This is a genomic window from Methylomonas koyamae, from assembly GCF_006483455.1.
GTDB lineage: Bacteria > Pseudomonadota > Gammaproteobacteria > Methylococcales > Methylomonadaceae > Methylomonas > Methylomonas koyamae_B.
In genome coordinates this window covers 1-14,516 of sequence record NZ_PPPU01000004.1, presented here as the reverse complement: position 1 = coordinate 14,516, position 14,516 = coordinate 1, and the positions used below count along the sequence as shown (strand labels likewise).

General features: G+C 59.6%; 13 protein-coding genes. 4 read left to right on the top strand and 9 right to left on the bottom strand.

What is annotated here, in order from left to right:
- Position 1 precedes the first annotated feature (1 nt).
- From C2U68_RS01405 to C2U68_RS01390, 4 genes are all read left to right on the top strand, one after another.
- Positions 2–2,668, top strand: coding sequence for an MMPL family transporter (locus C2U68_RS01405; RefSeq protein WP_140910724.1), 2,667 nt, complete (start codon positions 2–4; stop codon positions 2,666–2,668).
- A 96-nt stretch (positions 2,669–2,764) separates the two neighbouring features.
- Positions 2,765–3,610: a flagellar motor stator protein MotA gene (gene motA, locus C2U68_RS01400; protein WP_140910723.1), complete on the top strand. Its 846-nt coding sequence runs from the start codon at positions 2,765–2,767 to the stop codon at positions 3,608–3,610.
- A gap of 13 nt (positions 3,611–3,623) precedes the next feature.
- Positions 3,624–4,583 carry a flagellar motor protein MotB gene (motB, locus tag C2U68_RS01395; RefSeq protein ID WP_140910722.1) on the top strand — a complete coding sequence of 320 codons (960 nt, stop codon included), beginning with the start codon at positions 3,624–3,626 and terminating at the stop codon, positions 4,581–4,583.
- Positions 4,584–4,607: 24 nt separating this feature from the next.
- Positions 4,608–5,354 carry a hypothetical protein gene (locus C2U68_RS01390; protein WP_140910721.1) on the top strand — a complete coding sequence of 249 codons (747 nt, stop codon included), beginning with the start codon at positions 4,608–4,610 and terminating at the stop codon, positions 5,352–5,354.
- Here the strand turns inward: C2U68_RS01390 and C2U68_RS01385 are convergent.
- Genes C2U68_RS01385 through aroK form a run of 9 tightly spaced genes read right to left on the bottom strand, consistent with a single transcriptional unit; the run spans position 5,351 to position 14,359 of the window.
- On the bottom strand, positions 5,351–7,180 hold the full coding sequence (locus C2U68_RS01385) for a polysaccharide biosynthesis protein (protein WP_186289466.1): 1,830 nt from the start codon (positions 7,178–7,180) through the stop codon (positions 5,351–5,353). The genes C2U68_RS01390 and C2U68_RS01385 overlap by 4 nt on opposite strands.
- On the bottom strand, positions 7,177–8,205 hold the full coding sequence (locus C2U68_RS01380) for an MraY family glycosyltransferase (protein WP_140910779.1): 1,029 nt from the start codon (positions 8,203–8,205) through the stop codon (positions 7,177–7,179). The genes C2U68_RS01385 and C2U68_RS01380 overlap by 4 nt, the downstream gene beginning before the upstream one ends.
- Positions 8,205–9,164: an NAD-dependent epimerase/dehydratase family protein gene (locus tag C2U68_RS01375; protein WP_140910720.1), complete on the bottom strand. Its 960-nt coding sequence runs from the start codon at positions 9,162–9,164 to the stop codon at positions 8,205–8,207. The genes C2U68_RS01380 and C2U68_RS01375 overlap by 1 nt, the downstream gene beginning before the upstream one ends.
- 8 nt (positions 9,165–9,172) lie before the next feature.
- Entirely contained in the window at positions 9,173–9,637 is a 465-nt protein-coding gene (locus C2U68_RS01370; protein WP_140910719.1) for a DUF411 domain-containing protein, read from the bottom strand.
- Positions 9,638–9,647: 10 nt separating this feature from the next.
- A complete protein-coding gene (locus C2U68_RS01365) occupies positions 9,648–10,067 on the bottom strand; it encodes a secondary thiamine-phosphate synthase enzyme YjbQ (RefSeq protein ID WP_140910718.1) in 420 nt (139 codons plus the stop codon).
- Positions 10,068–10,094: 27 nt separating this feature from the next.
- Positions 10,095–11,168 (bottom strand): uroporphyrinogen decarboxylase, encoded by a 1,074-nt coding sequence (gene hemE / locus C2U68_RS01360; RefSeq protein WP_140910717.1) that lies wholly within the window; start codon positions 11,166–11,168, stop codon positions 10,095–10,097.
- A gap of 21 nt (positions 11,169–11,189) precedes the next feature.
- Positions 11,190–12,761: an AAA family ATPase gene (locus C2U68_RS01355; RefSeq protein WP_140910716.1), complete on the bottom strand. Its 1,572-nt coding sequence runs from the start codon at positions 12,759–12,761 to the stop codon at positions 11,190–11,192.
- Entirely contained in the window at positions 12,751–13,833 is a 1,083-nt protein-coding gene (gene aroB / locus C2U68_RS01350; protein ID WP_140910715.1) for a 3-dehydroquinate synthase, read from the bottom strand. The genes C2U68_RS01355 and aroB overlap by 11 nt, the downstream gene beginning before the upstream one ends.
- Positions 13,814–14,359 (bottom strand): shikimate kinase AroK, encoded by a 546-nt coding sequence (gene aroK, locus C2U68_RS01345; protein WP_140910714.1) that lies wholly within the window; start codon positions 14,357–14,359, stop codon positions 13,814–13,816. Before aroK ends, aroB begins: the two co-directional genes overlap by 20 nt.
- Between the last annotated feature and the right edge of the window lie 157 nt (positions 14,360–14,516).

Here is a 14,516-nt window from a genome sequence, read left to right as displayed (position 1 = left end):
TATGTCTTTGGAAAACCGTTTGGGGCATTTCGCCTACCGCTGGGGCAATTGGCTGCTGTATTCCCCTGTCCTGGTGCTGTTGGTTTCAGTGCTGGCGGCTTATTGGGCTTTGCAGTACACCGGCAACCACTTGACCGTGAATACCGATACCGCCGAATTGATTGCGCCGGATGCGCCGTTTCAACAAAACCGGCGCAAATTCGAGCAGCAGTTCGGCCAGGAAGTGCATACCCTGCTGCTGGTGATCGAATCGTCCAGTCCGGAACTGACCAAAGCCGCGGCCCGGCGCTTGGGCCGCGAATTGCGCGCCGATACCGAACATTTCACCAAAGTCTATCGGCCCGACGAAAACGAATTCTTTCAACGCAACGGCCTGTTGTACCTGGATGCCGACAAATTGCAGGATTTCTCGGTCACACTGGCGCAAGCCCAGCCCTTCATCGGCCGGATTTCGCAGGATCCGAGTCTGAACGGTTTTTTCTCGATTTTCGAGGACGCGCTGAACGCCGAAACCAAGACCGAGGAAGTGCCTATCGACTTAATGTCCTTGATCGACAAAGTCAGCAATTCGTTGCACAAGACCCTGAACGGCGAGACCGACCTGCTGTCCTGGCAAAAATTGATCGCCGAAAACAAAATCAGCGAAGAGCAGTCCGACAAGGCCTTTATCTTCGTCACGCCCAAATTCGATTTCAGCCAGATTCTGCCGGTCGAGCCGGCGATTGACGTGATCCGCAAGGCGGCCAATAAAATTCAGGACCCGAACATGCCGGCCGTCAAAGTCTGGATCACCGGCGAAGTCGGCCTGGAGCACGACGAAATGGCCGGCATGAGCGAGGGTACTTTCACCGCCAGTATTTTCTCGGTGGTGTTGGTCTGCGGCATTCTGCTGGTGGCGTACCGCTCCTGGCTGCTGATGCTGGCCACGCTGTTGACGCTGGCGCTGGGCATGGTGTTTTGCGGCCTGTTCGCCTCGGTCGCGGTGAAACAGTTGAACCTGATTTCGGTGGCCTTCGCCGTGTCCAACATCGGTTTGGGCGTCGAATACGCCATCCATTTTTGCCTGCGTTACCGGGACAATCTGGATCTGCACGGCAGCGACAAAGGTAAGGCGATCCGTTCCGCCTTGCTGGCGACCAGCCCGTCGCTGATTTTATGCGCCGGCACCACCTCGATCGGTCTGTATGCGTTTATTCCGACCGATTACCAGGGCATCTCCGAGCTGGGTTTATTGGCCGGTACCAGTTTGTTTATCTGTCTGTTCGTCACGCTGACGGTATTGCCGGTGTTGCTGAAAGTGCTGCCGAATCCGCCCTACCACAATCTGCACGGCGAGCAGCCCGGCGCCTCCAAGTTGTCGCTGGCCCTGGCCCACTTTACCCTGCACTACGCCAAGCCGATTTCGTTTCTGACCCTGGCCGGCGCAATCGCCGCGGTGTATTTCGTGTTCCAGGTCAAGACCGATTTCAATCCGCTGAATCTGCGCGACCCGCATACCGAGTCGGTGGTTGCCTTCAAGGAATTGATGAAGGAGCGGGAAACCTCGCCGATGACATTGACGGTATTGGTCAAAAGCGAAACCGAAGCCAAAGCCATGCAAACCAAATTGGCGGCCCTGAAAACCGTCGATAAGACCGTCAGCCTGTTCGATTTCGTCCCGGAAGACCAGGAGGAAAAGCTTGGCGTGATCGACGATATGGCACTGGCGCTGGGGCCGCAAAGCCAGTCGTTTCCGCAATTGAAAAGCGGCGCCGATCCGTTGCCGGCCATCAAACGCATGATTGCGGCGATCGACGCCAATCTGCCGAAAAAGACCAAGCCGGCCGACATCGAGTCCTTGAGCCGCTTCAAGCAGGAATTGCTCGACGTGCAGCTGGAACTGGAAGCGCGGATGCAGCCGGATCGCGGCGTGTTCATCGAGAAAATTCAGACTTCGTTGCTCGGCACGCTGCCGACCGTGATGAACGAATTGCTGACCGGTTTCCGTGCCGCGGAAATCGTACCGGAAAGCATTCCGGACGAGATCAGGGAGCGCTGGCTGAGTAAGGACGGCTTGTACCGGATCCAGATTTTCCCGAAAGAAGATTTGAACGATCTGGCCAATCTGCAGCGGTTCATCGTCGACGTGCAGGCCGTGGCGCCGAACGCGACCGATTTGCCGGTGATGTATTGGGAGTCGATGAAAGCCGTGATCGGCGCCTTCCAGGAAGCGATTATCATCGCTCTGGTGGCGATTGCGGTGCTGCTGATGTTCATCCGCCGCAGCGTGGTCGATACCCTGCTGGTAATGGCGCCGCTGGTGCTGGCCGGCTTGTTTACGATGGCGACCACGGTGTTTACCGGCACGCCGATCAATTTCGCCAATATCATCGCCCTGCCTCTATTGATGGGCTTGGGTGTCGATAACGGTATCCATATGGTGGAAAAACTGCACCACTCCTTGTCGGAAGAACAAAATATTTACCAATCCAGCACCGCCCGCGGCATGTTTTACGGGGCATTGACTACAATTTCCAGCTTCGTCGGCCTGGCGTTTTCGCCGCACCAGGGGATTTCCAGCATGGGTCTGGTCATCACCATCGGTATTTTCTGGATTATGACGTGTACCTTTATCGTGTTGCCGGCGATCAGCAAGTTGGTGCTGAAAAAAGCCGACCACGCTGCCTGAGCGCAAGTCCGGCCAAGCTGGACTAGACTTAGGCGGTCGCGTCCGCCGGGCCGGTCCGGCGCCAATTGGATTTAACTTTTTGTTGTAGAGGCAACCATGTTTGTAATCATCGGTTATGTGGTCATTTTGGGCTGCGTGTTGGGCGGCTTCCTGATGGCGGGAGGACACCTCGGTGTGCTTTGGCAGCCGGTGGAAGTATTGATTATCGTCGGTTCGGCGTTCGGGGCCTTTTTGGCGAGCAACTCGCTGACGGTCAGTAAAGCGGCCATGGCCGGCGGTACCGCCACCTTGAAAGGCAGCACCTATACCAAGGATTACTACATGGAGCTGTTGATGAGTTTTAACGCATTGAGCCAAAAGGCGCGCAAGGAAGGCTTGCTGTCGCTGGAAAAGGTTGTGGACGATCCGGAAGGCAGCTCGATATTCGGCGAGAAGGTGGTTCACGATCACCATTTGATGGAATTCATCTGCGACAAACTGCGTTTGATCCTGACCGGGGTCGACGTCAACCAGCTCGAAGACATCATGGACGCCGAGATCGAGGTCCACCACGCCGAGGGTAACGAGCCGATCAAGGCCGTGCAAAAAGTCGGCGACGGCATGCCGGCTTTCGGTATCGTCGCGGCGGTCATGGGGGTGGTGCACACCATGGAATCGGTGGGCATTCCGCCGGCCGAACTGGGCAAACTGATTGCCGCGGCGCTGGTCGGTACCTTCCTCGGTATTTTGGTGTCTTACGGCTTTATCGGTCCGGTGGCGTCGGTGATGGAAGCCCGCCTGGAAGAAGAAAGCAATGCCTACAAATGCACCCAGAAAGGCCTGTTGAATTGCGCCAAAGGTACTTCGCCGGCGATGACGGTGGAATTCATGCGCACAGCGATTCCGCATTCTGCCCGGCCCTCCTTTGCCGAACTCGAAGAAGCCTTGAAGGGCGGTAAATAAGGGGTAAGCGAGCATGGCCGAACAACCGATAATCATCAAAAAAGTCAAGAAAGGCGGTCACGGCGGCCATCACGGCGGCGCCTGGAAAATCGCTTACGCCGACTTCGTGACGGCAATGATGGCCTTCTTTTTGTTGATGTGGTTGCTCGGTACCACCGATGAAGTCACCAAAAAAGGTATTTCCGAATATTTCCAGAATCCGTTCGGTATAGCGATAGCCAATAACCCCGGTGAGGGCTCCGGCGACCGCACCAACATCATCCAGGCCGGCGGCCAGGATTTGAAATCGCAGGACGAAGGCCAGGTGCACCAGGGCGAAGCGCCGCCGGCCGAACCGACACCGGAAGATATCCAAAAACTGGCCGAGGAGCAGGAAAAAAAGAAGCTGGAGGAGTTGCAGGAAAAAATCGAGGACATGCTGGAAGCCAATACCAAGCTCAGCGAATACAAAGACCAGATCAAGCTGGAGTCGACGCCGGAAGGCTTGAAAATCCAGATCGTCGATGCCCAGAACCGGCCGATGTTCAAGCTGGCCAGCTCCGGGATCGAAAGTTACGCCCAGGCCATTCTGCGCGAGCTGGCGCCGGTCATCAACGAGCTGCCGAACAAGGTTTCGATCAACGGCCATACCGATGCCCTGCCGTTTCCAAGTAACCGCACCGGCTATTCCAACTGGGAATTGTCCAGTGACCGCGCCAACGTCGCCCGCCGCGAATTGAACCAGGGCGGCCTGAACGACGATAAGGTGTTGCGCGTGGTCGGCTTGGCCTCGAGTATTCCCTATAAGCTGGAGAATCCGAACGATCCGATGAACCGGCGGATATCGATTGTGGTGATGAACAAGAAAACCGAAAACCAGGTGCTGCACGACGGCGCCGATCCGACCGCATCGGAGGCGACGCCGAGTTTGCCCAGCGTCTCGCCGACGGTGCAGCAGAACATCAAAGTCACCGGCCCGCCGGCTACGCACTAGCCGCTTCCCGCTGCATCTATAGCCGTGCAATTGCTGAAAGCGGCGATCAGCCAGTTGCTGGCGCTGGCCGGCGTCTGGTTGGCGCTTCGTCTCTGGCCGGACATATTGGAAGCGCGCTGGGCGCCGGCGTGGCAAGCTGCGATTGCGGCGCTGTTATCCCGCCTGTTACGGCAGCCTTTGTGGTGGCTGCCGATCCATCTGCTATTTTTCCCCGCCGTGTTGTTCGCTGTCAGCCTGCAGTTGCCGGCCTGGGCTTATCTGGCCGCGGGTTTGCTGATGGCTTTGGTATTCTGGGGAACGGCTGGCGGCGACGTGCCGCTGTTTTTGTCCTCGCCGGCCGTCGCAGCAGCCTTGCGGGATATTGCGGTGCGGGAGCGGGCCCACGCGTTTATCGACCTGGGTGCCGGCGTCGCCAGCGTGGCGGCGCCTTTGGCTGCAACCATGCCCGAGTTGCGGGTGACGGCGCAGGAACGGGCGCCGCTGCCCTATCTGGCGGCGCGTTGGCGGTGCCGGAAGCTGGTCAATGCCACGGTCGCCGGCGGCAGTTTCTGGGATTGCGATTTGGGTCGGTTCGATCTGGTGTTTGCCTTCCTGTCGCCGGCGGTGATGCGGCGCCTGGGCCGGAAACTGGAGCGGGAAATGCGGCCCGGCAGCCTGTTCGTGTCGTCGTCGTTTCCGCTACCCGATTGGCCGGTTAGCGCTGAAATCCATCTGGCGGACCGGCGCGCTACTCGCTTGTACTGCTATCGGATCGGGGAGCGGCACGGCTAAGGCCGGCACTCGAATTCCGGCACCAAACTCTGCAAGTCGGCCAAAAGCGCGGCGTTATCGCGGCAGGCGCAAGCCTGTTGTAAGGACTCGATTCGCTGGCTCCATTCTTCGCTGTCGTAAATCCGGGCTTTGGCCAGGCGCAGCTTCTCGTGGCCGGTCGGCAGCAGTTGTTCTTGTTCGTGAAACAGCTCCTCGTACAGTTTCTCGCCGGGGCGCAGGCCGACGTATTCGATTTTGATGTCGGTGCCCGGCTGTTTGCCGCTGAGGCGGATCATCTGTTCCGCCAGATAGCTGATTTTGACCGGCTCGCCCATGTCCAACACGAAAACTTCGCCGCCCTGGCCGATGGTCTCGGCCTGCATGATGAGTTGGCAGGCTTCCGGAATGGTCATGAAGTAGCGGGTAATGTCCGGATGAGTCACGGTGACCGGACCGCCGGCCTGGATTTGTTCGCGGAACAAGGGCACCACGCTGCCGGCCGAGTCCAGGACATTGCCGAACCGCACCGTCGTGAAACGGGTGCTGCCGCGGCGATCCAGATTCTGGCACAGGATTTCGGCGGCGCGTTTGGTGGCGCCCATCACATTGGTCGGGTTGACCGCCTTGTCGGTGGAAATCAATACAAAGCGGGCCACTCCGGCGGCCATGGCGGCTTCGGCCAGGATTTTGGTGCCGATCAGGTTGTTATGCAGCGCTTCCCGCACCTGGTTTTGCAGTAGCGGCACGTGTTTGTAGGCAGCGGCATGAAACACGATTTCCGGCTTCTGCTCGCGAATCACCCGCTGTACCGCGACCGGATCGGCAACGTCGCCGAGCACGGCAACCCGCAACAACTCCGGAAAGCGCCGCTGTAATTCGGCGTCGATTTTGTACAGGTTGAATTCGCATTGATCGAACACGATCAGCTTGCGCGGCTGGGTTCCGGCCAGTTGTTTGCAAAGTTCGGAGCCGATCGAGCCGCCGCCGCCGGTAACGAGCACGGTCTTGCCGTGCAAGTGGCTCTTGATTCCCCGCCAATCCAGCTTGATCGGCGTGCGGCCTAGAATGTCCTTGATCGATACGTTACGCAGTGCGGTCTTGGCCACGGCACCGCTGAGCAATTCCTTGACCGACGGCAGGGTTTTGAAGGGTACTTTACTGGTCTCGCAGATTTCGACGATGCGCTGCATTTGGGCGTCGCTGGCCGATGGCACCGCGATCAGTACCACCTCGATATCCCATTGCTTGACCAGAGCCGGAATCTGGCTGACATTGCCGGCAACCCGGATGCCGCGAATTTCGCGCCTGAATTTGGCCGGATTGTCGTCGGCAAACACGACCGGCACGTAGCCGCTGTCCGGCGTGGTCAGTAGATCGCGGATCAGCATTTCGCCGGCGGCGCCGGCGCCGACGATCAGAGCGCGGCGGCCGATCCGATCGACGAAGGCGCGTTCCTTCCAGAACCGGTATACCAGACGCGGCACGCTGAGTAGCGAGAACAAGGTCAGTACGTAAAGCGGCACTACCGAGCGCGGCACGCCCGCCAGCCGGTCGTACAAGAACAGCGACGAGGCGATCAGAAAGATGCCGGCCAATACCGCCTTGCCGATCCGGATTAGATCCGGCAGCGAGGAAAAGCGCCAGACCCCGCGGTACAGCCCGAACACCCAAAACAGCGTGACTTGAATCGCCATCACCAGCGGCAAAAACAACAAGGCCGGGTAAAAAAATTCGTCCGGGATCTGCTGCAGATTGAAGCGCAACCAATAGGCGCCGAACCAGGCCAGCGGGATCATGCACAGGTCGTGCAGAAAAATGGTAGTGCGCGAGCGGAAGTGGAAGGTCACGATGCGACGAACCCGGTGCGGCCGGCCTGGAAACGGTAGGCCAGATAGAGTAAGGGCAGATAAGCGGAGGCCAGTGCGGCCAGGGCGTGGGACGGATGCAAAAAGGCCCAGGCCGAGCACGGCAGCAGCCAGCCCAGATTGATGGCCCAACAAGCCATCAGTACCGGCGAATGGCCGTAGCGTTTGGCAGCGTGCTGGTAAGTGTGCGAACAATGCGCCGCGTACCATTGCTGGCCGCTAATCAGGCGGTAGGCCAAGGTATAACTGGCGTCGACCACGAACAGACCGAACAGGATCAGCCCGCAGTACAACAATACCGCCGCCTGTTGCGCGGCCAGCAAGATCAGCAAGCCCAACACCAGGCCGACGAAACCGCTGCCGACGTCGCCCATGAAGATTTTGGCTTTCGGCCAGTTCCAGCACAAAAAACCGGCACTCGCCGCGGCCAGACCGGCGGCTAACGCGCATAGCGCGCGGTCGAGGTTTAGCAGATAGCCGGCCAGCGCCAGGCAGACGAAGACGGCTTCCGAGGCGGCGATGCCGTCGGTGCCGTCCATGAAGTTGAACAAATTCAGCGCCCAGACCAGAAACAGAATGGCGAGCGGATAACCGAGCCAGCCTGGATTGAAGAAGCGCAGGCCGAGCATGGCGTCGAACGGTGCCGGCACCAACAGCGGCGGCAAGCCTTGCAACAGGCTGACGCCGCATGCAGCAGCCAACAGGTGGATGGCAAAGCGCCAGCGCGCGGCCACGCCGCCGTGGTCGTCCCAGAAACCGACGCCTGCTACCGGCAGCGCCGCGGCCAGCATTGCAAAACGCTCTGGGCCGAGTTGAGCGGTCCAGAACAGCCACAGGCAGGCCGCGCTAAAACCCAGTACGATGGCCAAACCGCCGCCGCGCGGGGTCGGTACGCTATGCGAACTGCGCTGATTGGGAATATCCAGAACTTGATTAGCGAGCGCATAGCGGCGGATCAGGCCGGTCAGCAGCGCCGACAGCGCGAAAATAACGCAGAAAAGTAGCATCACGCCCGATGGCTTAAATAACGAATGATCTCCGGCAAGGTGTCGCGGAGCGTATGCTCGGGCTCGTAGCCCAAATCGCGGCGGATTTTAGCAGACGAATACCAGGCCGAGCCGGTTAATTTATCCAAACTGTCGCTATCCAGCGGGAAACGCCGCCCGGCGAGACGGCCGTAAAGGTCGCCGAATTTGGCGGCTGCCTGCAACAACGGTAACGGCAGCGACCCGCTAACTGGCGGCTTTCCGAGCGCGGCGCGGATCAGGTCGTAGATGTCGCGGGTGGAATAGCATTGGCCGTCGGTCACGATATAGATTTGGCCGGCGGCTTGCGGCCGTTCAGCGGCCACTATCGCCGCGGCGGCGACATCGTCGACGTGCACCATCGAGCGGCGGTTGCCGGGCGGTAACGGCGGGAACAGGCCTTTCCGGATCGCCTCTATCATCCGCGGCAGGTTGCCTTTGCCGCTGTTGCCGTAGACCATGCTGGGCCGGATCACCACCGGATGCAGCACATAGCCGCCATGCAAAACCAATTGTTCGGCGGCGTATTTGGACTGGCCGTAAGGATCGGTGGCCGGCGCTTCGGCGGTTTCGTCCTGCGGTTGCCGGTTGTCTTCGCCCGCCGCCTTGACGCTGCTGAAATAGACGAAGCGCTGCACGCCGGCCCGCTGCGCGGCGATCAGAAGTTTGCGCGTGGCTTCGCTGTTGATTTGTCGGTACTCCGCCGCGTCCTGCCGATTCTCGGCCAGCGCATGGGCTTTTCCGGCCAGATGGAACACTGTATCGACACCGGCACCGAGCAGGTCGGGCGCGTCCGCAGCGGTCGCCAGATCCCAATAAAAATCGGCGGCGTCGGAGCGGCCGGCGCTGGCCACGGTATAGCCAAGTTGTTTTAATTTGCCGCAAAGTACGCCGCCGATGAAACCGGTGGCACCGGTTACCAGCGCTTTATGTCCGGCCATTAGCGGGATCAGCGTTTGTCGCCGTGCTCGGCAAATACGTCGGCTTTGCCTGATTTGTCGAACGAAACCACTTGGTAGGCATCCTGGCGCCCGCCCATTTCCATGCCGGGGCTGCCCATCGGCATGCCGGGCGCGGCCAGACCGGTGACTTGGGGTTTGGCTTGCAGCATTTTTTGGATGTCGCCGGCCGGGACATGGCCTTCGACCACATAGCCGTCGACTATCGCGGTATGGCAGGACGCCAGTTTTTCCGGGACGCCGTAGCGGGCTTTGATCGCGTCCATGTCGTCGCTGATCACGTCCTTGATCTTGAAGCCGCTTTGTCTGGCGTGTTCCAGCCATTTGCCGCAGCAGCCGCAGGTCGGGCTGCGATAAACGGTCATTTCCGGGCCGCCGGCCGCGGGTTGTTCGGCGCAGGCCGAAAAGCCGAATGATGCCAAAACCAGGATTGCCGTCGATCTAATCGATTTCATAAATACCTCTTTATTCGCCGTGCAGCGTGACGATGATGTTGCGGCTGCCGGCGTGGTTACGGTGCTCGCATAAATAGATGCCTTGCCAGATACCCAGTGCCAATTGGCCGTCGCTGATGGGGATGGACAGAGAACTCCCCAGAATGACGGTTTTAATGTGCGCCGGCATATCATCGGGACCTTCGAGCGTGTGCCGGTAATAGGGTTCATTTTCGGCCACGGCCCGGGAAAAATAACTTTCCAGATCGCGGCGGACGTCGGCGTCTGCGTTTTCGTTGATCGCCAGCGACGCCGAGGTGTGTTGCAGAAAAATGTGGGCCAGACCGATTTCGATCCGGTCCAGTTCCGGCAGTTGGCTGACGATTTCCCGCGTCACCAGATGGAACCCGCGCGGTTTGGCGGTCAGTTGAAGACGTTTTTGCAACCACATGCCGCGGTCTCGATCGAACGCGCCGCGTCAGGCGCCGGAGGCGTGGTATTGCGGACTCAATTCGCGGACCGCATCGACCATGGCCTTGACGTGCTCCGGATCGATATCCGGCAATATGCCGTGGCCCAGATTGAATACATGGCCGGAACCGTTACCGAAGCCGGCCAGCACGTCGCCGACTTTGGCGCGGATCACGTCGGGTTTGGCGTAGAGCGTGATCGGGTCCATGTTGCCCTGCAACGCCACCCGGTCGCCGACTCTGGCCCGGGCCTGACCGATATCGGTCTGCCAATCCAGGCCCAGCGCATCGTAGCCGCTGTCGGCCATCGCCTCCAGCCACAAACCGCCGCCTTTGGTGAACAGGATGGTCGGAATTTGTTTGCCGTCGCGCTGGGTTTGCAACAAGTCCCTGACTTGCCGGGCATAGCGCAAGGAAAACTCCAGATAATCGGCATGGCTGAGCATGCCGCCCCAGGTGTCGAACACCATCACCGCGTCGGCGCCGGCGGCGATCTGCGCGTTCAGATAGGCGGCAACCGCCTGCGCCAGGGTGTCCAGCATTTGGTGCATCAACTGCGGCTGCTCGAACATCAGGCTTTTGACCTTTTGAAAGCTCTTGCTGCTTTTGCCTTCCACCATATAGGTCGCTAGCGTCCACGGGCTGCCGGAAAAACCGATCAGCGGCACCCGGCCTTGCAAATTGGTTTTGATCAGGCGCACCGCGTCGATCACGTAGCGCAATTCGGCTTCCGGATCGGGGACTGCCAAGTTGGCGATGTCGGCGGCGGTTCGAACCGGCCGGGCGAATTGCGGGCCTTCGCCTTCCGAGAACGACAGGCCCAGACCCATCGCGTCGGGGATGGTCAGAATGTCGGAGAACAGAATTGCGGCGTCGAAGCCGTAGCGCTCCAGTGGCTGCAAGGTCACCTCGCAGGCCAATTCCGGATTGGTGCACAGTTGCATGAAACTGCCGGCTTTGGCGCGTACGGCGCGGTACTCCGGTAAATAGCGTCCGGCTTGGCGCATCATCCAGCTTGGGGTGCGTTCGACCGGTTGTCTCAACAGGGCGCGCAGGAATAAATCGTTTTGTAGTTGGCTCATGTTTCGGTGGGATGGTATGAATCAGCGGCGGCTTTCTTTTTGCACGGCACGAAAGCGTTTTTCCAGCGCCTGTTTGAATTCGTTGGGCATGACCGCCTTGAATTGTTGCGCCTCGGCGGCCGTGGCAAACGAGCCGTAAATCAGCACGTATTTTTCTTGCTCGCCTTTGTTAATCGGATAGTAGGTTAACGCATCGCGGTAGTCGGCGTATTTTTTCAGAAAGCGGGTGACGGCGGCCTTGTCGGACAGCACCATGACCTGCAAGGTAAAGTTATTCGGCGGCTGGGTCATGATCCAATCGTCGCCGCCGCCGTCGGAGATCGGTTTGCCGGGTTTGCGTTCGGCCGGTTTTAGCGGAGCCGCGGGTGTTGGCGGCGTTGCCGACGCAGGCGCGGGCTCGACAGTGGCTTTAGCAACGGCGGGTTCGGTTGGGGCCGGTTTTGCCGGGGTCTCGGCGGGAGCCGGTGCAGTAGTCGCCGTCTCGGCGGCCTGGTTTGGCGCGGCCGCCACCGGCGTTTCGGTCTTGGCTGGCGCCGGGGCTGGTTCGGTAGGCGCAACGGCTGCGGCCGGCACCGTTGCCGGAATTTGGGGCTGGCTCGGCGCTTGGTTTGACGCGGCTGGTGGCGCTGGAGCCGGAGGTTCGGCAGCCGGAATTGCCGGCGCAGCAGTGTCCGGTTCTGTCTCCGCCGGTTGCGGCGGCGCTAGCGGAGTCGGTTCGGCTGCCGTCGCTGGCTGCGCCGGCTCAACCGGTTTGGCCGGCTCGGGCAAGGCAACCGGTGGCGGTAACGGCTGCGGCGCCTGTTGGGCAGGCAACAAGCTGAACCCGACATAACCCGCTCCGGCCGCAATCGCGGCAATGCCCAGCCACAGCCCGGTCCGGGCGGTTTTACGGCTTTGGTAGTGGGCCAGCTTGGGCAGCTCGGCCAGAATCTTGCCCGGAATGCCGTGGGTGTCGCGATATACCTGCTCGACCAGGCTATCGGTGATGGCATTGAACGACAGCACCGCGCCGGGTTGTGCCGACAAATTCTGTAAATATTCGCCGCATTGTTTGCGGCTCAACGGCGGTAACTCGATGAAGTGGCATTCTTCGACCACCTTGTCGGTGCCGCTTTTGATGTGAAATTGGTCGTGGTTCATCGCGAACACCAGACGCAGGCCCGGAATCGAGTCGGCCAATTCGATCAGCATGGTCAGCAAACCGGGGCCGAGTTCGCCGGCGTCGTCGATCAGCACCACCACTTTGCGCCGGGCGCAGGCGTCGCGCAAGGCGTTGATGTCGAAAGCGGAAGCGGTTTTCAGCTTCAGGTCGCGCAGCGACTCGACGATCAGGCTTTCGAAACTGGCGTTCGGCGTGGCTTGCAACAGGGCAACGTCCCACAAGTCCTTGCGGTTTTGGCGGACGGTTTCCAGTAGCGTGGATTTGCCGATGCCGGCCGGGCCGCAGACGATTAACGACTGCTGCAGGTTTGCCAGCAAATGCACCAGCAAGTCGAGTTTTTGCGAACGCTCCAGCGTGATCAGCGCGCGCTCGGGGCTGTTATTCACCGACCGGCGTTGGTAGCTGTAGGTGAGGTCGTCGTTATCCAGCATAGCCGTTTAAGGTGGCTTGCAACTGGGCCAGATCGACGTTGACCGGCAACGACGCCTTGCCGACCGCTTCCAATAAAATCACCCGAATCTTGCCGTCGACGTTTTTCTTGTCGACCGACATCAAATCGACGTATTGCTCGCTGGTCATCTCGGCCGGCGGCGTCACCGGCAGTTTGGCAGCTTTGAAGAGGGCGACGATCCGCGCCACGTCGGCGTCGTTCAACCAGCCCAGGCGCCGCGATAAATCGGCGGCGAAGCAGGTGCCGATCGCGACCGCCTCGCCGTGCAAATATTGGCCGTAACCGCAGCCGGTTTCGATGGCATGGCCGAAGGTGTGGCCCAGGTTCAATGTGGCGCGCACGCCGGATTCGAATTCGTCTTCGCCGACCACCTCGGCTTTGTTGATGCAGGAGCGCTCGATGGCATAAGCCAGCGCGGCTTTGTCGCGGGCCAGCAATTGCGGCAAGTTGGCTTCCAGCCACTGCAAAAATGCCGGGTCGCGGATCAGGCCGTATTTGATGACTTCCGCCAAGCCGGCCGACAATTGGCGGTCGTCCAATGTATCGAGCACGTCGGCGTCGGCGATCACGCATTGCGGCTGATAGAAGGCGCCGATCATGTTTTTGCCCAGCGGGTGGTTGACGCCGGTCTTGCCGCCGACCGAGGAGTCGACTTGCGCCAGTAATGTGGTCGGAATCTGGATGAAAGCGATGCCGCGCTGGTAGCAGGCCGCGGCAAAGCCGCCCATGTCGCCGATCACGCCGCCGCCCAGTGCGATCAAGGTGGCGTTGCGACTAAATTTGTTGGTCAGCAAGCCGTCGAAGACTTTTTCCAGATAGTGCAGGGTTTTGTATTGCTCGCCGTCCGGCAGCACCACGCTATCGGTTTGATAATCGGCCAAGCCCGCCAGCACTTTGGCCAGGTACAACGGCGCAATCGTTTCGTTGGTGAGGACCAACACTTGCTTGGACCGGATGTGCCGGCGCAAGAGCTCGGGTTGCTCCAGCAGCTTGGAACCGATATAGATCGGATAGCTGCGCTGGTTGCCTAAATCAACTCGCAATTCTTTCATGGTCTTCCAGAGCAGCCTGATACTGCTGCAAAATGGTTTTGACGACGGTTTTGGTGGGCAGCACGCCGGAATCGATTTTGAAATCGGCGCACGCGCTATATAAAGGGTCGCGCTCGGCCAGCAGGGTTTGCAAACGCTGGCGCGGATTCTCGGTACGCAATAACGGCCGTTGCGTATCGTGTTTGGTGCGATGCAGAATTTTGTCGATCGAGCATTGCAGATAGACCACGAATCCGTTTTCAATCAAGGCTTGGCGGTTTTCCGGTTTGATCACGGCACCGCCGCCGGTGGCCATGACGATACCCTGCTTCATCGACAAATGATGAATCACCGCCTGCTCGCGCAAACGGAATCCCTCTTCGCCTTCGTAGGAAAAAATGGTCGGAATATCCACGCCGGTGCATTCCTCGATCACCTTGTCGCTGTCGTAAAACGGCCACTGCAACGTTTTGGCGAGCTGTTTGCCGATGGTGGTCTTACCGACGCCCATCAAACCGATCAAATATATGTTGGCCGCTGGTTTCATTGCATGGCTGGTTCTGCGCACTAAAAAACCGGAGCATTATGCCCACTTTTGCCGGCGAGTGAAATTTTAAGATGCGCGTGGCGCGCATCGGGCCTGTGCCGGCCCTAAATCCCCGGTTATCGTCCTGAGTCATTTGCAGTAGGAGCAGGCCATGCCT

Coding starts and splice junctions, on each gene's coding strand:
- C2U68_RS01405 (WP_140910724.1), top strand. CDS start 2: ATGTCTTTGGAAAACCGTTTGGGGCATTTCGCCTACCGCTGGGGCAAT.
- motA (WP_140910723.1), top strand. CDS start 2,765: ATGTTTGTAATCATCGGTTATGTGGTCATTTTGGGCTGCGTGTTGGGC.
- motB (WP_140910722.1), top strand. CDS start 3,624: ATGGCCGAACAACCGATAATCATCAAAAAAGTCAAGAAAGGCGGTCAC.
- C2U68_RS01380 (WP_140910779.1), bottom strand. CDS start 8,205: ATGCTACTTTTCTGCGTTATTTTCGCGCTGTCGGCGCTGCTGACCGGC.
- C2U68_RS01375 (WP_140910720.1), bottom strand. CDS start 9,164: ATGGCCGGACATAAAGCGCTGGTAACCGGTGCCACCGGTTTCATCGGC.
- C2U68_RS01370 (WP_140910719.1), bottom strand. CDS start 9,637: ATGAAATCGATTAGATCGACGGCAATCCTGGTTTTGGCATCATTCGGC.
- C2U68_RS01365 (WP_140910718.1), bottom strand. CDS start 10,067: ATGTGGTTGCAAAAACGTCTTCAACTGACCGCCAAACCGCGCGGGTTC.
- hemE (WP_140910717.1), bottom strand. CDS start 11,168: ATGAGCCAACTACAAAACGATTTATTCCTGCGCGCCCTGTTGAGACAA.
- C2U68_RS01355 (WP_140910716.1), bottom strand. CDS start 12,761: ATGCTGGATAACGACGACCTCACCTACAGCTACCAACGCCGGTCGGTG.
- aroB (WP_140910715.1), bottom strand. CDS start 13,833: ATGAAAGAATTGCGAGTTGATTTAGGCAACCAGCGCAGCTATCCGATC.
- aroK (WP_140910714.1), bottom strand. CDS start 14,359: ATGAAACCAGCGGCCAACATATATTTGATCGGTTTGATGGGCGTCGGT.